This window comes from Mycoplasma sp. Mirounga ES2805-ORL (assembly GCF_017084445.1).
In the GTDB taxonomy this organism is placed as follows: Bacteria; Bacillota_I; Bacilli_A; order Mycoplasmatales; family Metamycoplasmataceae; genus Mycoplasmopsis.
In genome coordinates this window covers 144596-167281 of sequence record NZ_CP070947.1, presented here as the reverse complement: position 1 = coordinate 167281, position 22686 = coordinate 144596, and the positions used below count along the sequence as shown (strand labels likewise).

Sequence of the window (22686 nt, the reverse complement as noted above, 5' to 3'; positions counted from 1 at the left end):
TAAAAATCAAAAAGTAAAAAATCATTTAGAATAATTATTTTTAATAATAAATTTGAAAAGGCAAAAGATTATTGTGCTAGGTTTAGGTTGAATAAGTTAAATTTAAAAATGATTCTTATAATAATTTAAATTGCAATTTTGCACATTATGTTACTTTATAGTCAAATATATTAAAATTTAAACTATAATTATATATATTAAATATATTGATTTAAGAAAATAGGGAATGTAAAATGAAATTAGAAAAAATATATAGGCCTGGTGATTTTGAGAAAAATATTTCTGAGAAATGAAGATCCAAAAAATACTTTAGTAAACACGACAAAAGTAAACCTCCATTTACTATTCTCTTACCTCCACCAAACGTTACTGGTAAATTACATATAGGCCATGCTTTAGATACAGCAATTCAAGACACGATTATTAGATATAAAAAACTTTCTGGTTTCGATGTTTTTTATATTGCTGGTATGGACCATGCAGGTATTGCAACACAAAGCAAGGTTGAAAAAATTATTTTTGAAAAAGAAGGACTTACTAGACATGATCTAGGCAGAGAAAAATTTTTAGAAAAACTTTGAGATTGAAAATATGAATATGCAGATCACTTTAGAAAACAATGGTCTAGCTTAGGTCTAGCTTTAGACTACACAAATGAGCGCTTCACTTTAGATGAGCAATCAAATAAAGCTGTCAATAAAGCATTTATTAATCTTTATAATAAAAAACTAATTTATAGAGGCGCAAGAGCAATTAATTGAGACCCTATTCTAAAAACAGCTATTTCTAATATTGAAGTTATAAATAAACCAACTGAACAAATAATGTACTACATTAAATACCCTATTTATAAGTCAAATGAATATATTACAATAGCTACTGTAAGACCTGAAACAATGTTAAGTGATGTTGCGGTAATCTATAATCCAAAGGATAAAAGATATAATCAAAACAAAAATACAATGATTAAACATCCTTTAACAAATGAACTTATTCCTATGATTGAAGACTCATACGCGGATATGAACTTTGGAACAGGATTAATGAAATTATCGGCGCATGCTGAGGCTGATATTGAAATTATAAAAAAACATAATTTAAAAATTGTGGAAACAATAGACGATGCAGGAAGAATAAATTGCGAAAATAGCCAATTCCACGGATTAACACGAGACGAAGCTAGAATTAGTATTACTAATTACTTAAAGGCGAATAATTTAATCATCAAAGAAGAAAAAACAATTTCAAATGTTGGATATTCTGAAAGATCAGGAGCCGTTACTGAAGTATTGGTTAAACCACAATGATTTGTAAAGATGGACACCTTAGCTAAAAAGATACTTAATGATTTAAAAACTAAAGAAGGTATTAAATTCTATCCTCCTAGATTTAAAGAAAATCTTAAGAAATGAATGTCAAATATAAGAGACTGAAATATTTCTCGTCAATTATGATGGGGACACAGAATACCAGCTTGATATGATAAAAATGATAATCTTAAAGTTCAAGTTGATTCTCCTGGCGAAGGATGAACTCAAGATGAAGATGTTTTAGATACATGATTTAGTAGTGGACTTGCACCCTTCTCATTTTTAGGATGACCTAATAAATCAAGTAAATTAAAAAGATATTATCCAAATTCATTATTAGTTACAGGATTTGACATTATTTTCTTTTGAGTGGCACGTATGTATTTATTTGGACTTGAATTGACTAACTCTAAACCTTTTGATAAAGTTTTAATTCATGGTTTAGTTAGAGCAGCTGATGGTCAAAAAATGTCTAAATCATTAAATAACGGTGTTGATCCAATTGATATTATTGATAAATATGGCGCAGATGCAATGCGCTGGTTTTTAATAACAAATACAACCCCTGGAATGGATTTAAGATATTCAGAGGAAAAAATAGAATCTGCTTGAGGCTTATGTAATAAACTATGAAATATTTCTAGATATATCCAAAGTGTTCCAAACGATAATAATAAACTAAGTGATTTTGATAAATGAATCGACCAAAAACTTAATAGTTTAAAATTAAAGATTGATAAATGATTTAAAAAATATGAATTTACTCTTATAGGTTCTGAAATTAGTAAATTTATATATAACGACTTTTCATCGTGATATGTTGAATTTCTTAAAGTAAAGCCAAATAAAAAAGCAGCATTGAACGCTTTGAAAAAATTACTATTAATAATTCACCCGTTTTTACCATTTGTAACTGATGAAATCTACAAAAACTTATTCAATAAAGAATTACTTTTAAACGAATATTCAAATGAATTTAAACGAATTAATAGTAGTTCAAAAAATAGAGTAGTTGACAATATAATTAATATTACTAGAAAAATACGAGAATACCGTGAATCAAATAATATAAGTAAAAAAGAAACGATATATTTTGATATAAATATTCAAAAAGAAGACTGATTAGTAGATTCTATTAAAAAATTAGCAAATGCAGAAATAAGAGCAAATAGTGATTATTTAATTGTTTGTGAAAAAATAAATATTTATATTAAAGAAGATGAAAACCTTAAAAAAATTAGAATAGAAAAAATTCAAAATGAAATTAAGCGTCTTGAGAGTGAAGTAGCACGTTCGCGGAATATACTAAATAATAAAAACTTTATGAATAAAGCTCCTCAAAATAAAATTGATGAGGAGAAACAAAAACTTAATAAATATGAAACAGAATTAGCTAAATATAAGGAGGAGTTGACATGCAAATATTAAATGGCAAAATAATAGCTGATCAAATTACTTCTGAACTAAAAGAAGAATTTAAAATACTTAATGAACAGTTAGGGAGGAAACCTAAATTAGCAATTATTCAAGTAGGAAATCTTGAAGCATCAAATCGTTATATCGAAATTAAAAAACGTAAAGCAAAGGAATTAAATGTTGAAACAGCTGTTTACAATTTTCCTGATAATGTTAGACAAACAAAGATTCTCAAAGCTCTAGATGACATAAATGAAGATGCCGATGGAATTATTGTTCAATTGCCTTTAAATGAAAATTTATCATCTCAAGTTATTTTAGATGCGGTTAGACATGAAAAAGATATTGATGGTTTAAGTACAAGAAATGCATTTAATTTTTATAATGAAACTGGAGAGTTTTGTTTTACACCAGCCACAGCCGAAGCAATAATGACTCTTTTAAAATACTATAAAATAGAATTAGAAGACAAAAAGATTAGTGTTATTGGCCGTTCAGCTCTTGTTGGCAAGCCTACAGCTACACTCCTTAAAAAAGAAAATGGAATTGTTTCTACATACAGTAAAAGTACAGGAATTAAAGGCGTTGAAAGTGCTGATTTAATAGTTTCTGCAACTGGAGTTCCTAATTTAATTAGTAAAGAAAATATTAAAGAAAACTCTGTTGTTATTGACGTTGGAGCCTCAGTTATGAATGTTGACGGTAAAAATGTTTTAGTTGGTGATGTTAACACAGAAGGTTTAGAAGATCATATAAAAGCATTATCTCCTGTTCCTGGAGGAATTGGACCTTTAACAGTTTGTTCATTGTTTAAAAATCTAGCTAAGGCTATTAGACATAATAATCACTTATAAAACATACTTCACTTCTTTAGTGAAGTTTTTTTAACTATTTATATAGTGCATTTATTCAACATTAAAAAACAAGAAGAATTAGTCATTATTCTTGTTTTATTAATTAACATTATTTTTTTAACAATATTTGAAGAGCTTCAGTTAATCCTAAATTTTCTATTTCCATAAATAATTTAATTAAATCATTATTATTTTTCTTTCTTAGTCAATAATATATTTCTAGGTTGATTCTTTCTTTTTCAAATGAATTTTTATCTTTTAATTTTAATAGGTTTTTATAATCATTATAAACGTTTTTAATTGGAGTGTGAATTAAATCCATTTTTGAGTTGTATTGGCTTTGCAAAACTTCTAGATTAATTTGATATCACGAATCTAAACCTTGTTCTATTTGGTTTAAATAGTTTGTATCCTTTTCAATCAAAATATTTATTTTTTTTATTAGATCATCATTTATTTTTAAAATATTATTTTTTGAACTGCTTAATAGAGATTTAAGATCTTTGCCTATTTCAGACAAATTTTCTTTATCAGTCTCGTTTACTACTTTTTCAAAACTTAATAATCTGTCTTGTATTTTTTTGTAAGATAGCATCTTTATTTTATTATCATTAATTTTTTCTTTTAAATTTTTAGTTTCTTGAATTCATTCAGAATATTTCATTTGTTTGGTTTTATATTCTTCATTGCCGTTATTATTAGATGTACTATATGTTAAACTAATATTATCGTGCATGCGGGTATTAATTTCTTTTTGCAGGTTTTTTGCTTCTAGAAAATCTTGGGATTCAGTAACTTTATTGCTATCTAAAAAATTATTAATTTTAACACTTGCCTCATTTATTTTTTTGTTTATTTTTTCGGTTTCATTTTCAATATAAGATTTATTTTTAATAATTAAATTTCTTAATAATATTCTTTCTTTTGGATAAGCCTTTTCTTGTTGGCTCTCGCATTTAGCCGAAATAAAAGGAACTGTTAATAAAGGTATAACTTGAAGTGATCCTAAGATAATTTTTGTTTTTTTCATAATACTCCTTAATTTAATAATGTTATCTATTACTTTACATTAAATAAATAATTAAGAATATTATATATTAATTTAATAAAAAAATCCAGGTCAGGGGATTAACCTAAACCTGAATTTTTTAAAACTTAAAATTAATTAATTAAGCTTCTACTGAAGATAATTGTTCTTTTTTTCATGCTTCAAATTTTTCAACTGAACCATATTTTTTCTTATTGTACATGTCTTCGAACACTGTAGGTAAGAATGCTAGTCCAATGAAGATAAATAGAACAACAACTAATGAAACACGTGAAATAATTACTTCTTTAGATGGGTTTGACATAGCTGCTAATAAGAACATATCAATAATAGGTTGTACAACCATTACACCCATAGCTGCGAAAACAATAACTACTGTAATTCAAGCACATGGTAAGAAGAATTTTTTCTTGTCTTTAATTTCTATTTTGTTTGTTTTTCTGTTCTTAATTGCACCTGTAATTGCAAATGCGATAAATGCAAATGTGAATAGAGCTGTTCAGTTAGCCATTAAGTCACAGAATGTTATTAATAATCCCATTGATGTACCATATGCATCGCCATATCCATTTTGTGCATATCCGTAAACACCAATAACTGTAAATACTAATACTGTAGGGATTGTGATGATTAGTGTGTAAACAACACCAAATCATGGTTTGTTAGGGTTTAATTTACCTTTAGCTTTTTGTCAGAATGGTAATTCACCATCAGCTAAAAGGTCTTCAACATAACGAGGTCCTCACATTGAGAATCCGTTTAGAATACCCATAACACCAATAGCAATCATTAAGTTCATAATACCTAATAAAATGTTAGCTGCTTTTTCGTTTTTGAAAAGTTTTCCTAAATTGTCTGCCATTCCAAATACGTCACCACCATTTAATGATAATGCTATAGCAATTAATAGGTAGATAATTGTTGTAATACCTAAACCTAAGAATAATGCTAAAGGAGTTTTTTTAGGTTCTTTCATTTCTGAAGAAATACCTGCTGCTACATAGAACCCGTCATATGCGAAGAAGATAGCTGCTATTGCTAGGAACATACCTAATCCAGCACCAAGTCCTGTAACTTCTTTAATACTTGCACCGTTTTTAAGTTCTTTAAATCCTACTGAGGTTGTTTTAGCTGATACTTCAGAAAAGTTTCCTGAGAAAATTAAAGCCATACCTAAAACAATAACTAGAATAATAGGAATAAATTTAACTGCTAGAACAGCTAAGTTTTGGTAGTCACCAACTTTTGATCAAATAGCTGGAACAATAATAAAGTAAATTGACATAACTAATGAAATAACTGTTCAAATTAATCAGTCAATATCTTGTCCGCCAACCATTGCACCAAATGTGTTTTTACCTGATGGGTTTAATAAACCGATACCATCTTGTAATGACATGATTACATAGATAGGCATAAATAAATAGGTTAATGGTAAGTAGATGTAAACCATAAAGTTTTTAGAAGCTTTATAGATTACTCTTGAGTTGAAAACTTTGTTTCATCCAATAAGTGATAAGTTGTCATTACGAACACTTGCTATTTCTATTAGGGCAAGACCCATAGCAATAACAGCACACGAAGCTATTAATCAAGCAAATATTGCTAAAACTAAGCTTCCTTGTGAATCATTTAATACACCACCGGCTTTAAAGAAAATACCAGCGCCAATTGATCCACCAACAACAATCATCATAGCTGAAAAGAATGAAATCTTTTGTTTTGTTGTCTTTTCGCTCATTTGTTTCCTTTCAATTTTATAAAAGTTTTTTTGCGTTGAGGAAGTGTGTTATTTTGCAATAACTCTTGTACCGCTTTTGCCCTCAACAGCTTCACCCACTTTAGATAATGATGCAATAATTGCAACATTTTTAGGGTTCTCTTTTACAAAAGCGATTGCAGCTTGAACTTTAGGAAGCATACTTCCTGGTGCAAACTGACCTTCTTTAATGTATTGCTCTAATTCAGCAATAGTAACCTCATCTAATTTCTTTTGATCAGGTTTGTTGTAGTTAACATAAATGTTGTCAACTGCTGTTAATATGATGAACATATTAGCTTCAACTTTAGAAGCAATTTTTCCTAAAGCAAAGTCTTTATCGATAACGCCGTCAACTCCAACGTATTCATTATTTTCAATGATTGTTGGAATTCCTCCGCCACCACCAGCAATAACTATATTGCCTTCATCAAATGCCTTTTTAATACCTTTCATACCAATAAAGTCGATTGGAAGAGGTGAAGGTACTACCTTACGGTAACCTCTACCAGCATCTTCAACTATTGTTGAATTAGGATTTGATGCTTCGGCAGCGGCTTTACTTTCATAGAAAGGACCGACAGGTTTAGTTGGGTTTTTGAAAGCTTTATCATTTTTGTCAACTATTGTTTGGGTTAAAAAGTATAAAGTTTCTTTATTTAATTTAATTTTATTTAACTCATTAGATATTGCTGTTAGCATGTGGTAACCAATATATCCTTGGCTCATTCCACCCGCTTCTGCAAAAGGAACTAAAGGAGTTTTTTCATTAACTTTTTTTGCATCAGCAAAAGCGTTGAAAATCATTCCAACTTGTGGGCCATTTCCATGACCAACAAGAACTTGGTGACCTGCTTTTACTAATTCTGCAACTTTTTGAGCTGGTACTTTAACTAATTCTTTTTGTTCTTCAGGGTTTTTACCTAAAGCATTTCCGCCTAATGCGATAACAATTTTAGCCATCGATTAGTATCCAAGTGTAGCTAAAATAATAGCTTTGATTGAGTGCATACGGTTTCCAGCTTGTTCTATTGATTTATTGTATTTTGATTTAAATACTTCATCAGTAACTTCCATAGCACCTGTTGCAACAACTGGGTATTTTTTACCAAATTTTTCTTTGATATCTGCTGAGAATAATGTGTGATCATCGTGGAATGCTGGTAAGCAGTGTAAGAAAATAACACTATCTTTAGCAGCTTTGATCATTTTCATATCAACTTGGAAGTCACCAAGTTCTTTGATACGTGATTCAAAGATTTCGTATGGTTCACCTAATGATACTCATACGTCTGTGTAAATAGCATCAGCATCTTTAGCAGCTTTGATTTTATCATCGCTAAATGTAACTGATCCTCCATTACGTTTGAATAGTTCTTGAACGGCGTTGTATACTTCTTTATAACCTTCACCGTTTTTAACTAATTCATGTTGTGCTTTAGGTCCACATAGAACTACATGCATGCCTGTAAATGCTGCACCAATCATAATTGAACGAGCAACATTGTTTTTGATATCTCCGGCAAATACAATTTTTTTGCCTTTTAAATCACCTAGGTTTTCTTTCATTGTCATGTAGTCAGCAATCATTTGTGTTGGGTGTTCTGCATCTGTTAAACCATTTCAAATTGGTACACCTGAGTATTTAACAAGTGCATCAACATCTGATTGTTTGAAACCACGGAATTCAATTCCATCATAGAATTGACCTAAAACCATAGCTGTATCTTCTATTGATTCTTTTTTACCAAAGTTTGAACCTGCAGGTCCGATGTAAGTACATGAAGCACCTAAATCAGCAGCAGCAACTTCGAATGAACAACGTGTTCTTGTTGAGTCTTTTTGGAACATTATTGCAATGTTTTTTCCAACAAGAGGTCTGTTGTTAGTGTGAAGACCTTGGTATTTTGCTTTTTTAAGATCAATTGATAAATCAATTAATCAGTTAATTTCATCAGTAGTAAAGTTCAAAGCTGAATCTAAACTACGTCCTTTTAAATTTCTTGGCATAATTCTCCTGTTTTTTTATTTTAAAAGTGGAGTTTTAACTTTTATTTATTATTTAATTATTATTAAAACCTAATATGTTTTCAAGATTTGGTATTGTGTTTCGTTTCACTATATTTATATGAAATTATTTATCAATATCTTCTCTTACTAAGGGCATTGACATACATCTTGCACTACCCATACCTAGTGATAATTGGTTACCATCAAATGGTATAACTTTAACACCAGCTTTTTCTAAAGCAGCTTGTGTTTTTCTGTTTCTTGAATAACCAACAACCACACCTGGTGCTATTGTTAGATAGTTTGTACCATCAAAGTGTGTTTCGATGTCAACATCTAATTGTGAAGCACCTTCTCCCGCGATAGGAATAAGGATTGGTTTCTTACCGATAATTGATTCAAGAACTTCTTCAAGAGTACCTGAAGATTCTTTCATTTCAATTTTCTTAGCTGTTAAATCAATTTCTCAAATTTTTAATGCTGACATAACGTTTGTTGAATATAAGAATTTGTCATAGTCAACCATTGTCAATCATGTATCTAGGTGCATTAAGTTGCCCATAGGTGGAACATTAATAGCAACTATCTTTTTGAATTCTGATTCTTTGTTTGCTTGTAAGTGTTTTGCAATTGTTTTAATTGCGTCTTGGTTTGTTCTTTCACTAACACCAATTACAAGAGTATCTTTTGTGTAGATAAAGATATCTCCACCTTCGATTTTACCTTTATCGGTTCTATCAAATCAACGTGGTGTGTCTTTGTATTTTGGATGTGTTGTAAAAATGAATTCTGAGAATAATGTTTCTCTTTGTCTTGTTGGGTATTTCATGTTGTTTAATGAAATTCCGCAACCTGCTGAACCAAATGGATCACGTGTGAAGTATAAGTTGGGCATTGGGTCAACAATTAGTTCAACTTTAGATTCAATTCCAAGTTCTCTATTTGTAACACCAGCCATCATAACTCTAACCATTTTTTTAACATCTTTAATGCTTAATAAATAGTTTTTAACAAGTGGTCTGTTTGTTTTACTTAATTTAGGTTCTGCTTCATCTAATCATTTTTCAATGAAAGCATCTCTTTGAGCTTCTGTAGCTCCATTGTATGTTTCAGTAACTAAGTCATCAAGTTGAATAACTTTAATATTGTTATCTGTTAAAACTTTTAAGAACGCTTTGTGTTCTTCTATCGCTGAGTCAACTTCTAATAAAGCTGAAAATAGTAATTCGTCAAGACGTGAAGGTGCGATACGCCTAATTTCGTCTCCTGGGGTGTGAACTAGAACTTCTTTAAGAGGTCCAATTTCACTGTAAACTTTTATATTACTCATATCTTAAATCTCCTTAATAAGTAAAGTAATAGTGACACAAATAACTTTTTTGTGTCCTAAATATTATACCTATAAATTTGTATTATTAAATAACAATATTTAATAGAGCAAAAAATAGTGCTATTTAACTATGAAAATGCAATATTGGAAAGAAATTTATATGTTTTTAAAAAATAATTTAAAAAAGAATTAGCTGAAAAAAGCCAATTCTTCTAAATATTATTAATAAACATTAAAATCTTAATGATAAACAACTTAATCCGCCATCTAATTTTTTATATTCAGATGTGTCACATTCAACTACTTTATAAGGTTTTCCGTCAGATTTTTTAAGTGATTTTACTTTTGCTAAAATTGTTGGATATCCTTTTGGAACGATAACTGTATCATTAACTCAAATACAGTTTGCTGCATATTCTTCACCTGGCGCATCAACCACAACTTGATTAAAATCTTTAAATGTAGGATATTCTAAAAATTCTCCTGAAATTAATAAGTTATTGTGTTCTAAGTAGTTAACACCAGTTTTTAAGTGCAACATTTCAGTCATAGGAACAGGTACAACTTTTTTACCAATTTTAGCTAAAATATTGTGAAATTGTCTAATTCCTTCATCATTAGTTCTTTCAGACATACCTACAAAATAGGTGTCTCCAACCATCATAACATCACCACCATCTAATGTACCAGGTGATTCAATTTTTTTAATTTTTTCATCTGGGAAAAACTTTTTAAGTATAGGTAACATAAATTCTTTTTCACCGTTACGCGTAGATGCTCCCGGATTAGTTAAAATAGCTAATTCACGTCCGGGCACAATAACTGCTGCATCTTCCACAAAACATGAATCTGGGAAATCTTCTAATTTATCAGCAACAAAAACTTCTAATCCAGCTTCTTTTAAAGCTTCAATATATGCCAAATGTTGCTTTTTGGCTAATTCGTAGTCAACAGGTGTTTGATTGTATAAACCTGATGAAATTCCATTAACCATGCTACTTGCAGGGGTTCTAACAATAATGTTTTTAAATTTTTTTAATACTGCCATATTACTCCTTGATCTAATTTAGAGATTTTATCTCTATAATTATTTTATTATTTTTCTTTTTTGAAAATAAGCATAATGGCAAATAAAATGTATTATTTTGGTAAAAATATCATTTAAAAACCACAATAAGTAATTCCATTTTATGTTTGGCTATTTAAATTAAATTAAATGATTGATATAAATAAATAGAATGTAAAATATTAAGTATATTTAATTTATTAAAAAATCATGAAGGGAAATGCTATGATAAATAAAATCAAAGGTACAAGAGACTATCAACCATCAGAATTTAGGTTGCTCGATACTATAAAAAAAGTTTTTATCTCACAGTGCAATGCATATAATGTTGATTTAATTGAAACACCAATTATTGAAGCTGCAGAGCTATATAAAAGAAGTGTTGCAGGTAGTGATATAGTAAAAAAAGAAATGTATGAATTTGAAGACAAGGGCAAAAGAGCAATAGCTTTAAGACCAGAAGGAACAGCGGGTTTTGTTCGCGCTTTAGTTGAAAATAAATGATATGCTTCAAAAAATAATAAATTCGCTTATTTTGGGCCTATGTTTAGATATGAGCAACCACAAAAAGGGAGATATCGTCAATTTTATCAAGCGGGTGTAGAGATTATCGGAGATAGTAATCCATATTTAGATTGTGAATTAATTTCTTTAGCTAACAACATCTTAAAAATCCTAGATATGAAATATATTTTAAAAATAAATTCAATTGGAGATATAGAATCTAGAAAAAAATATGAAGATGCTTTAAGAGAATACTTATTAGATTATAAGGATGAATTAACAACATTAAGTCAAGAAAGATTAGATAAAAATGTTTTAAGAATCTTAGATGATAAAATAGATGGAAAAAAAGATTTCCTAAAAAAAGCTCCTAAAATTAAAGATTATTTATCAGATGAAAGCAAAAAATATTTCGAAGAAGTTACTAAATTATTAGACGAATTAAATATCAAATATCAAATTGATTATTCATTAGTTAGAGGTTTAGACTACTATGACCAATTAGTTTTCGAATTTGTAAGTACCAGTCAAGGATCAGGCAGCCAGTCAACTTTAATAGGAGGAGGTAGATACTCAAGTCTTATTCAAGAATTAGGCGGCCCTAAAATCGGTGCTTCAGGTTTTGGATTTGGAATTGATCGCTGCATGGACATTATTATTGAAGAAAATGGTGAAGATGAAAATTATGGTGTTGATATTTTAATAGCTTCAACTCAAGAGGAAAATAAAATAAAACTTTTTAGCTTAGCAAATGAGTTAAGAAACTACAATATTAAAGTTGAATTTATAAATGATGCAATAAAGTCTAAAAAAATATTCGATAAGGCTGAGAAGCTTAATGCATCGTGTGTTATATTTGATGATAAGTTTAATGAACAAAACACATTTGTTTGCAAAATTTTGAATGATAAAAAAATTGTGTTTGCTTACACAGAAGATGGATTTATAGATTTAATGATGTTTCTTGAAGAAAATGGAATAATAGATGAATCATTAATTGAAGAAATAGAAGAATAGAGTTAATACCAAAAGTTAAAATATTAATAAAATGAGGTAATATGGAAAGTAGAAAAATTTATAATGCTGATCTTTCTTTAAAAGATGTTAATAAGAAAGTGACTTTACATGGATGGATTGCAAATAAAAGACGTTTTGGAAATATAACATTTATTGATTTAAGAGATAAAACTGGAATAGTTCAATGTATTTACCAAGGCGATTTAAAAATAAATAAAGAAAGTTGTGTTCAAATAAAGGGCACAGTTTTAAAAAGAAAACAAGAAAATACACAACTTAAAACAGGAAAAATTGAAGTTTTAATAAACAAAATTGAAGTATTTAATGAATCTAAAGAAGAATTACCATTTTCAATAAGAGATGATATTGATACAAAAGAAGAAATTAGATTTGAAACTAGATTTTTGGATTTGCGTAGACCTAAAATGCAACAAAACATAATAATGAAAAGTAAATTAATGTTTGCACTTAGGGAATTTATGAATGAAAATGATTTCTTAGAAATTGAAACACCAATGCTAGCAAAAAGTACTCCAGAAGGCGCTAGAGACTTTGTAGTTCCTACAAGAAATAAAAATGAATTTTGAGCACTACCTCAAAGTCCACAACTATTTAAGCAATTACTAATGGCTTCTGGATTTGAAAGATATTATCAATTAGCTCGTTGCTTCAGGGATGAAGATAGTCGTAAAGATAGACAACCAGAATTTACTCAATTAGATATCGAGGCTTCATTTTTAAAAGTTGAAGAATTCCAAAAAATAATTGAAAAAATGTTTATTCATGTATTTAATAAATTGAAAATTAAGAAGCTAAAAGCTCCATTTAAAAGAATTAAGTATTTCGATTCAATAAGAGATTACGGTAACGATAAACCAGATATTAGATTCGATAATAAAATTGTAGACATAGATAATTTCTGCAATGAAACAAACTTTGACATTATTAAAAATGCAGCTTCTAAAAGATTATTATTTTTTGAAAATAAAATAAGCAGGGCAGATTTTAAGAATCTAGAAGAAATTGCATTAAAAAACAAAGCAAATATTCTTTTTTATTTTGTATATGAAAATAATGAAATTAAACTTACAAACTTTGCTAATAAGGTTAAAGAAGAATCATTAAGATTAGTTAAAGAAAATAATAATAAAGAAGGCACATATTTCATTGTTGCTAATAGTTACTTAAATGCATCAACTTCCTTAGGCGCAGTTAGAAACGAAATTAATTATAAATTTAATAAGCCTAACACAGATTATGAATTTTTATGAATTACAGATTGGCCTATGTTTGAATTGGACGAAGAAACAAATAAGTGACAGGCTGCTCACCATCCATTTACACAATTTGACCATAAAATAGATGAATTAGAAAAATTACCATATGAAAAAATAATGGCTAAATCATATGACCTAGTATTAAATGGATTTGAATTAGGATCAGGTTCTGCTAGAATTTATGACAAAAAGACCCAAGAAAAAATGTTCGATTTCATTGGTTTAACAAAAAAACAACAAGAGGATAAATTTGGTTGATTTTTAAAAGCTTTTGATTATGGGTTGCCTCCTCATTGTGGTATTGGATTAGGACTTGATAGACTAGCTATGATTATTGCTGGAGAAAAGTCAATTAGAGATGTTATTGCGTTTCCAAAAAACTCAAAAAATCAAGATTTATTTACTAAGGCTCCAAGTGCTTTAACAAGCGAACAACTTGCCGAAATCCACATTAAAATAGATGAAAAATAAAAATGTATAAAAAATAGCAAGGCTAAAATCTTTGCTATTTTAATTGACTATTGTTCTTTATTTTGCAATTGGTTTGTATCAAGTATTACAGCTTCAGTTGTTAATGTGTCTTCCCATTGTTTTTTAGTTTCTTCAAATGAAGCTATTTTTAAAACAGGTCTTTCTAAATAATTTTCATTATTTGATAAAATATTTTCAGTAGAATTGTCGCTATCAATTTCTGGATATACATTTTCTATATAATCATTAGACTGATTCTTATCAATAACATATGTTGTTATTGTTGAATTAAAATCATCTTCTAAATTATCGTTTTGATCTATATTGGAATTAACATTAATAAAGCTACTTTGGTCAGAAGTTTGGTATTCAATATTTTTATCTTTTAAACTCTTTTCTTGCTCTTTAATTTGTTTCTTAATTTCATTTAATTTAGATTCATCTCCCATTATATTTTCCAATTGATGCGTAGGTATATCTAAAGTTTGAATAATGGTTTTTTCGTTTGAAACTTCACGTAATGAATGAATTAATAATTCAATTTCACTCTTATTAAATTCTCAATTAATTCTATCTAATCAATATATTTCATATTTTTTTGATTTAATAAACTTAATTAAATCCTTTTGTCTAACATATTCTTCAACATTATTAGAATAGTTGTAGTCATCAACAATAATACTAAAGATATTTGTACCACTTCTTTTTATCGAAAAGTCAACCAAGACAGTACCTAAATTTTCGTTTTCTACTAATTCTAAGAATGGTTTATCTTTTAATAAACTAGTTAAATAATTTTTAATTTCATTTTTAAAATTAGAATCATTTTTTATGTCTTCATTGGAATTATGCGGATTAATTTTGGAAATGAATTGGTTTTCTAAATTTAAGAAGTTTTGTTTATCGTTTTTATCTAATTCTAAGAATTTTAATCATTTTTTAAAGATTAAAGAGTCATCGTTACTTGTATTAATTGTCAAATCTTCCGCTTTTAGACTTTTAACTACAATCATTTTATCTTTTGCCCTACTAATAGCAACGTTTAACGCATTTTTACCACCTGGGCGACCAACATAAGTTGAGTAAATTGAAACTGATTTGTCATAAGCTACAGATACAATAACTAAATCTGCTTCATCCCCTTGTATGTTTTCTATATTTCTTAATAGTAATAAATTATTATTTACTGCGTTTTCTAATTTCGGATGTTTTTTAAATATTTCATTTGTGATGTAGTCTTGTTGTTTAGCATTAAAGCAAAGCAAAATAATTTTATTGTATTTAACTAAATTATCTTTAGCCAGTTTAATGGCTAATTGTGCTTCAAGTTCATTTTTATTATCTTCTCATTTACCATTAACTTCATAAACATCAATTGGACTATAATCAGTAATATCACTAGCAGAATCTATAATATCTAAATTAGAATTATAAAAATTCTTTGAACTAAATGTCATTAGTGCAGCATAATTCGAACGATAGTTCTTATCTAAAAGCACATTGTAAACGCCTATTCCTTTTGCAAAATCTAATAAACTATCTACCTTGCCATAAATTGACTCATCATCACTCAAACGCGACCCGAATCAATTGCTTGGTTTCATTTGTTGATCATCTCCGGCTAAAATTTTAATTTTTGCTAAATATAAAACGGGGAGACCTTTTTCTAAAAATATTTGACTAGATTCATCTAAAATTGCATAATCAAATTCTTTCTTTTTCCATTCTGAAAGGTCCGCTTCAGGGGTAACTATAATAATCGGAAATAGTTTTTTTATTATATTCGGAAATTTCTTAATAAATTTATAAGGTTCTAGAGTAGCTAATCTAATTGTTGCAGCAAATTCTTGATAATCTTCTTTTTCTTGTTCTGTAAATTTATTAACTTTCTCAATAATTCTTTCAGCTATAAATTTTTTTAATTCTAAAATATTGCTTGTTAAGCTTCCGTTTTCATTAGGAATTATTTTTAATAATGACTCAACATAACCAAAATCTGCTTCTTTTAAGTCGTCAATTAAGGGTAACACAATGTTTAAATCACCATAAAAATTCTTAAATGAATTAAAAATAATTGATGAGACTTTCTTAACTTTATAATTTTTTGGATTCCAAATTTTTCCATAGACTTTATTTAGTTTTAACATTTGTTTAGTAATATCTTTTTCACTAGAAAAATTAAGTTGTTTTGGATACACTAGATTAGAATTTAATAATCTTGCTTTTGCTCAAAAATTACTATTTAATTCATTAAAGTTTTCTTTAAAGTTGCTAATTAGTTTAACAGCTTTTTCAAATCTTAAATCTGAACTTAATGATTCAATATTATTAACGAACTCAATTTCTTTTTTTCTTAAAATTCTTTGTGGTCTTAAATCAGCCTTTGAATCATAATTTTCTAAAAAATCTAAATAGTCTCTTAATGGTAAATAGAAATTCTTTTTATTCATGTTTCTACTGTTCAACATAAATAAACAAAAAATACTTAGATCTTGCATTCTGTTTTTGATAACTTCTAAAGCTGCCTTCTTTTGTGAACAAACTAATGAAGTTTTGCCAAATACAAGTAGATTAGTCAAAATATTTACAATAGTTTGTGACTTACCAGTACCTGGAGGACCTCAAATTATTGTATTTTGATTTAAAGAACTAGCTATGGCTTTATCTTGACTTAAATTAGTTGGTGTGATCTTGAAAATACTTGTTTTGGGATTAAATATGGTATTTTTGACTTTGTTTTTATAAATGTTTTTATTAAATTCAATATCTAAAATTTTGTTTATTTCATTATTGTTAATAATTTCAAGCATTCTATTTCTAACATAGCCACCTGAAGGTTGAAATAAACCTAAAACAACTCCACCTTTAAATTGAATTGAACTATTCTTTATACCTTCTGGTTCAACATTTTCAAATGGTTGGTTAATGTTGAAATTTAAATCAAAAATATCTTTTCAATTATCATATAAGTAAGAAACTAGTTTTTTAATAGATCACGAACCATAATCATCATCTATGTTTATGTCAAATCCCGAATTATTTAAAATAAATTGTACTTTTTCATTTATTTTAATGTCGCCATTCGAAACTAAGAATGGTCGTCCATTTCTTAATTCGATGTAAACTTCTTTTAAAAACAACGGAGCGTAAATTGACTTACCGTCATTAACTAATCTAACAAAATAAAATCCTAAATGCATTGGTCAAATATTTGTTTCTTCATTAATTGTCTTTGCTTTATTAATAAATAATTTTCACTTTAGATTTTGCTTTTGGAAATTTAATTTAATTTCTTCTATAAATTTTTCCTTAACAGATGCAAAATTTTTGTCGAGTTGACGAATTTTATAATCAGCTATCTCAAAATTATTATCCATAATATATTGTTTAAATTCATTTGCATCATTTATTTGTTCTAGATCTTTAATAACTTTTAATAAATTAACTTCTAAAATAGGAATATCAAAATCTTTTTTTTCGTAAATAAACGAAAAAACTTCAGGGCCAAATAAATTATAAAAATCAAAAGAGTTATTATTATTTACTCTTGTAAAGACTGCTTTATCATTAGGTGAAATATCTAGCAAATTACTTAATATACTTTGATACTTTTTATCTATTTGGTTTTTCATTTCAACTCCTAAAAAATTAGCAATAAATAGCAATAAAACTACTTTTATAATTATAAGGAATTAAAAATTATTTGTACTATTTTTTGTACTTGCAATAACTAAAAAGTAAATTCTCTAGTCAAAAAAAATTTAAATCTAAATTTATATTCCACATTTTGCTAATTTAAGGGTCTTTTAAGTTATTTAATATAAGTAATTCTAATATATTTAATATAATGAGTTTCTATTAATAATAATTATTATTAAATAGGCTTAACGGCTATGCAATAAGGAGATTTAATAGTATGAATGCAGTTGAAATGAGAAATATTACAAAAGTTTTCGGGACTTTTAAAGCTAATGATAATATCACATTCAAAGTTAAGGAAAATACGATTCATGCTCTAATTGGAGAAAATGGAGCAGGAAAGAGTACGCTTATGTCTATTTTATTTGGATTATATACCCCAACAAGTGGTGAGATTTTAATAAAAAATAATCCAGTTAAAATTGATTCACCCCTTAAAGCTAATATGCTAGGAATAGGTATGGTTCATCAGCACTTTAAACTAATTGATGACTTTACTGTTCTTCAAAATATTGTTTTAAATAATGAAGATACAATAGCTAGAACGTTTGTAACGAACAAAAATGCTATTAAAAAAATTAAAGAAATAATGGATAAATATAACTTCCATATTGACCTAAAGAAAAAAATAAGAAACTGTACTGTTGCTGAACAGCAAAGAGTTGAAATATTAAAAATGCTTTATAGAGATTCAGAAATACTTATTTTTGATGAACCGACAGCTGTTTTATCACCAGAACAAATTGACCAATTTCTTAAAGCTTTAATTGATTTAAAAAACAAAGGCAAAACTATCATTATAATCACCCACAAACTAGATGAACTTAAACAAGTAGCTGATACAGGAACAATTATTAGACTAGGCAAATTTATAGCAGATGTAAATATAAAAGATATAACACACAAAGAACTATCTAAACTAATGGTTGGTGCTGATCTAAAAGAAATTAAGAACTCATTTGTTGATAATAAAAATGATGTTGTATTTAAAATTGAAAAACTAAACGTAAATAAACAAGGATATAAAAATGTTTTAGGTCTCAAAAACTTTTCAATGGACATTAAAGCAGGTGAAATTGTTGGTGTTGCCGGTGTTGAAGGAAACGGTCAAAGTGAACTTATTAATTCAATAGCAGGACTATCACCAATCAAATCAGGAAAAATATTATTAAGAATTAATAAAAAGAATAATGTTCACAATATCTTTCATGAGTTAATTAAGACGGTTGATGGTAGATTCAAAAATGTATTAAAATACATTAAAAACTTAAATAATAGTGATAAATATCCAGAAATAAAAAATAGCTTGAAGAGTAAGTACTTAGAATTTGTAAAAAATTCAAAATATAAAAATGACTCTAAAAAGATGAAAATAAAAAATACTAATACAGACGAAAGCAATATTAACAATACAGTTCGAGATTTTTACTCATTCTACAATCCTGTCATTGACTTACTAAATCAAGATAATGAAAGTTTTATCAGTCAAATAGATAAATTAAACAGTTATATATCAAGTTTAGTTAAAGAATATAACAAATTTATTATTGAGTCAAAAACATCCAACAAATATCTTGATATTAAAAACTATAAAAAATATACAAAGGTTTCAAAAAAACATATTGTCGAAAAAATTAATGAATTTGAGGATTGGTACGATTTATCCAAAACTAATATAGCTTCAAAATATACATTAGGTGTTGCTCATATACCTGAAGATAGACATTTACATGGTTTGGTACTTGATCTTAATCTAGAAGAAAATTCAGTATCTCAAATATTGGGAGAAAGTCCATATAGTAAATTTGGAATAATTTCATATAAAAACATTGCCAACTTCTCTAATCAAATAATTAAACATTTTGATGTTAGATCAAGTAATGGTGGAAAATCATTAGCGAGAGGACTTTCTGGTGGTAATCAACAAAAATTTATTGTTGGCCGTGAATTGTCAAAAACTAGTGAGTTAATTATCATAGCTCAACCAACTAGAGGATTAGATGTTGGAGCTATCAACAATATCCATAAAAATATCCTAAATGCAAAAAAACAAAATAAAGCTATTCTATTAATTAGTTACGAAATTGATGAAATAATGTCATTAGCTGACCGCGTTATTGTTCTAAACTCCGGCGAAAACACCGGAACATTAACAAAAGAACAAATCACAAGAGAAAAACTAGGAGAATTAATGGCAAGAAAGGTAAATAATGAACAAAATTAATAATTTCGGTGTTAAAACTCTTAAGTTTTTAAGAAGTGATGGAATTAATTCCTCACTACAAAAAATAAAAGGTTCAATTTTTGCAATAGCATTAGGATTAATAATATCTATTCTTCCGATGCTACTTGATGTTATTGAAAAAGATGCTTTAATAGGTGAAGCATTTAGAGGATTATTTATTCTTCCTTTTGAAGCAGATTTATCACGTACATTAATTTATATAGCGATATTTATATTAGTTGGTGGTGGAGTTGGAGTCAGCTTCAAAACAGGACTATTTAATATTGGCGCCTCAGGACAAATGATGTTAGGCGGTGGTGTTGCCATTATGATAGGTATATTACAACCAGCGCCTCAAATACCTAGATTTTTATGAGTTTTTATTCTAATGATAATAAGCGCTCTTTTAGGAGCAATATTAGCAGGTATTGCCGGATTTTTAAAGGCTTTTGCTAATGTGCATGAAGTTATAACTACTATAATGCTTAACTGAATAACTTTTTATGGTCTTAAACATGTTTTTAGAATGAGAACATTTTGGGGCGGAATAACTGATTCAAAACCAATGCCGGAAACATATAAATTAGATTTAGCTAATATTAATGAAATATGATTTGTATTATTTATTTCAATAGCCATAATGTTACTTTTAGCCTTTATCTTTAAATTTACTAAGCTTGGTTTTTCAATGAAAATGAATGGTCTTAATACTAATGCCGCCAAATACTCAGGTATAAATAACAAAATGACTACTATATATTCAATGTTAATATCAGGAGCATTAGCCGGGCTTGGAGGATATTTCTTATACGCTATTTCAGAAGGGAAAATGCCTGAATTAAGAAATCTTGAAATGTTTGGCTTTGAAGCAATAACTGTAACTTTACTTTCTTTTTCATCTCCATTAGGATCTATTCCGGCCGGAATCTTCTATGGAACATTTAAAAAAGGTTCAGGATTCGCATATGGAATAGCAGGGATGAGTAGAGAAACATTTGGCCTTGCAATTGGAATTGTTATATTTACAGCCTCAATTGCTCCAATTTTAGTTAATGTAAAACCATATAAATGATTAAAAGAATCAATACTTTCTCGCAAGATAAAATCTATTGAAAAAGAAAAAAATATATTAAACAATAAATTAAAAGAACTCAAACTAGACTATAAAAATAATAAATCAAAATATTTAGTTGAACAAAAGCAAGCAAAATTAAATTTTGATAGTGAACGTAGTAAAAATACTGAGATGTCAGAATTTGAATTAGCTAAAAAAGTTAATTACCACAAAGGAATTAAAAAACACATTTTAATTGAATATAAGAATGCTCTAAATTCGATTAACCAGCAATTTAAAGAAAACAAAATTTCCTCACTTAGCGATTTATCAGTTCAAAAAAGAGATTTATTAAATAAATTAATTGACGATATCAAAATATTTAATATTGACTACTTAGAAACTGAAAAAATTAAATATAAATCAAATACTAATACCTTGAAAAGCAACTATAAATTATTTAAAAATGAAGCAATTCAAAAATATAATGACAATAGAAACAAACATGTTTTTGCCAAGATATATAGTTGGAGAGCGAAAGAAATTCAAGAACTTAAAAAAGAAAGAGATACAAAAATTCAAGAACTTAAAGAAAAAAATCTTGACTATAAAGAAACCAAAAAAGAATTTAATAACTTAATTAAGAATAAAGAATTAGAACTATGAATTAACAGATCCTCATCTACTGCTAAAGGAGGTAAATAATGGAAATTATCATAATTGCTTCAGTAACTTTTTCATTAGTTCTTGCCTTAGCAGCCATCTCAGGTTCAATAATAGAACGTTCAGGAATTATTAATCTTTCAATTGAAGCATTTATAATCCTTGGTGGTTTAAATTATAGTATTATGTCTCATTACTTTAGAAATGACTCTCTTACACATCAAGTATGACTTATCCTAATATCTGGATTTATTCCTATGCTATTTGGATTATTATATGCATTTGTTACTATTACTTTGAAAGCTAACCAAACAATAGCAGGGATTGCCTTAAATACCTTAGCTCTTGCCGTAACAGCTTTTGCAATAGTTTCAAAAATAAACCCAGGATATGAAACATCAACTCAATATATTAGTATGTTTTCAGAACTTTGGTCTTTTGGAAGTCATCAAAGAGACTTATTAAAGATTTTTAACATTGGTGTCTTGATTTCTCTAATATTAATTCCTTCAATTGTGGTTATGTTGAATAAAACTAAGCTAGGAATTAAAATAAAAACCTGTGGAGAAAATCCTGATGCAGCTTCATCACTAGGTATAAATGTTGTTAGAACTAGATATATAGCTGTTTTGATCTCATCATTTTTAACGGGTATTGCAGGCGCTATCTTTTTTCAAAATGATTCAGGATTATTTGTTGGTAATACCTACGGAATAGGCTTTCTAGCGGTTGCTATGGTAATTTTTGGTCAATGAAGACCAACATATATAATCCTCTCTTCATTAGTATTTGGACCACTTTATATATTCTCAAGCAAAATATTACTTACACCATTTTCAACAATCATACCAAGTGATTTATTCCAAATGATACCTTATGTAGTAACTATAGTAATTCTTGCTTTCACACAGAAAAATTCTAAAGCACCAAAATATCTTGGAATACCATTTGTTAATAAAGGTAGATAGAATAATAAAAACAATT

Annotated in this window: 14 protein-coding genes; 7 read left to right on the top strand and 7 right to left on the bottom strand. The window is 27.8% G+C overall.

The window, feature by feature from the left end; all coding sequences use genetic code 4:
* Nucleotides 1-233: 233 nt before the first annotated feature.
* Both JXZ90_RS00645 and JXZ90_RS00640 read left to right on the top strand, forming a co-directional pair.
* Nucleotides 234-2738 carry a valine--tRNA ligase gene (locus tag JXZ90_RS00645; protein WP_205848479.1) on the top strand — a complete coding sequence of 835 codons (2505 nt, stop codon included), beginning with the start codon at nucleotides 234-236 and terminating at the stop codon, nucleotides 2736-2738.
* Nucleotides 2726-3580 (top strand): bifunctional 5,10-methylenetetrahydrofolate dehydrogenase/5,10-methenyltetrahydrofolate cyclohydrolase, encoded by an 855-nt coding sequence (locus JXZ90_RS00640; RefSeq protein WP_205848478.1) that lies wholly within the window; start codon nucleotides 2726-2728, stop codon nucleotides 3578-3580. Before JXZ90_RS00645 ends, JXZ90_RS00640 begins: the two co-directional genes overlap by 13 nt.
* 109 nt (nucleotides 3581-3689) lie before the next feature.
* On the opposite strand, the gene JXZ90_RS00635 is transcribed toward JXZ90_RS00640, so the two are convergent.
* The 6 genes from JXZ90_RS00635 to JXZ90_RS00610 all read right to left on the bottom strand — a co-directional run bounded on the left by JXZ90_RS00635 (nucleotide 3690) and on the right by JXZ90_RS00610 (nucleotide 10775).
* Complete coding sequence (locus JXZ90_RS00635; protein ID WP_205848477.1) at nucleotides 3690-4610, bottom strand: hypothetical protein; 921 nt, start codon at nucleotides 4608-4610, stop codon at nucleotides 3690-3692.
* Nucleotides 4611-4749: 139 nt separating this feature from the next.
* Nucleotides 4750-6369 (bottom strand): APC family permease, encoded by a 1620-nt coding sequence (locus tag JXZ90_RS00630; protein WP_205848476.1) that lies wholly within the window; start codon nucleotides 6367-6369, stop codon nucleotides 4750-4752.
* A gap of 48 nt (nucleotides 6370-6417) precedes the next feature.
* Nucleotides 6418-7350 (bottom strand): carbamate kinase, encoded by a 933-nt coding sequence (arcC, locus tag JXZ90_RS00625; protein WP_205848475.1) that lies wholly within the window; start codon nucleotides 7348-7350, stop codon nucleotides 6418-6420.
* A 3-nt stretch (nucleotides 7351-7353) separates the two neighbouring features.
* Nucleotides 7354-8397: an ornithine carbamoyltransferase gene (gene argF, locus JXZ90_RS00620; RefSeq protein WP_205848474.1), complete on the bottom strand. Its 1044-nt coding sequence runs from the start codon at nucleotides 8395-8397 to the stop codon at nucleotides 7354-7356.
* 124 nt (nucleotides 8398-8521) lie between these two features.
* Entirely contained in the window at nucleotides 8522-9727 is a 1206-nt protein-coding gene (locus JXZ90_RS00615; protein ID WP_205848473.1) for an arginine deiminase family protein, read from the bottom strand.
* A 232-nt stretch (nucleotides 9728-9959) separates the two neighbouring features.
* Nucleotides 9960-10775 carry a dimethylarginine dimethylaminohydrolase family protein gene (locus JXZ90_RS00610; protein WP_205848472.1) on the bottom strand — a complete coding sequence of 272 codons (816 nt, stop codon included), beginning with the start codon at nucleotides 10773-10775 and terminating at the stop codon, nucleotides 9960-9962.
* A gap of 243 nt (nucleotides 10776-11018) precedes the next feature.
* Here JXZ90_RS00610 and hisS point away from each other — a divergent pair, with 243 nt between their 5' ends.
* Both hisS and aspS read left to right on the top strand, forming a co-directional pair.
* Nucleotides 11019-12314, top strand: a complete 1296-nt coding sequence (gene hisS / locus JXZ90_RS00605; protein WP_205848471.1) for a histidine--tRNA ligase — start codon at nucleotides 11019-11021, stop codon at nucleotides 12312-12314.
* Nucleotides 12315-12355: 41 nt separating this feature from the next.
* A complete protein-coding gene (gene aspS / locus JXZ90_RS00600) occupies nucleotides 12356-14062 on the top strand; it encodes an aspartate--tRNA ligase (RefSeq protein WP_205848470.1) in 1707 nt (568 codons plus the stop codon).
* Between the two features lie 47 nt (nucleotides 14063-14109).
* On the opposite strand, the gene JXZ90_RS00595 is transcribed toward aspS, so the two are convergent.
* Nucleotides 14110-17694, bottom strand: a complete 3585-nt coding sequence (locus JXZ90_RS00595; protein WP_205848469.1) for a DEAD/DEAH box helicase — start codon at nucleotides 17692-17694, stop codon at nucleotides 14110-14112.
* Nucleotides 17695-17978: 284 nt separating this feature from the next.
* On the opposite strand from JXZ90_RS00595, the gene JXZ90_RS00590 reads away from it, so the two are divergent.
* From JXZ90_RS00590 to JXZ90_RS00580, 3 genes are read left to right on the top strand one after another with little or no spacing between them, the layout of a single operon-like run.
* Nucleotides 17979-19985, top strand: a complete 2007-nt coding sequence (locus JXZ90_RS00590) for an ABC transporter ATP-binding protein (RefSeq protein WP_205848468.1) — start codon at nucleotides 17979-17981, stop codon at nucleotides 19983-19985.
* The gene (locus JXZ90_RS00585; RefSeq protein ID WP_205848467.1) at nucleotides 19972-21744 is read left to right on the top strand and encodes an ABC transporter permease; all 1773 of its coding nucleotides are present in this window, start codon (nucleotides 19972-19974) and stop codon (nucleotides 21742-21744) included. The genes JXZ90_RS00590 and JXZ90_RS00585 overlap by 14 nt, the downstream gene beginning before the upstream one ends.
* Complete coding sequence (locus tag JXZ90_RS00580) at nucleotides 21744-22670, top strand: ABC transporter permease (protein WP_205848466.1); 927 nt, start codon at nucleotides 21744-21746, stop codon at nucleotides 22668-22670. Before JXZ90_RS00585 ends, JXZ90_RS00580 begins: the two co-directional genes overlap by 1 nt.
* The last annotated feature ends 16 nt before the right edge of the window (nucleotides 22671-22686 follow it).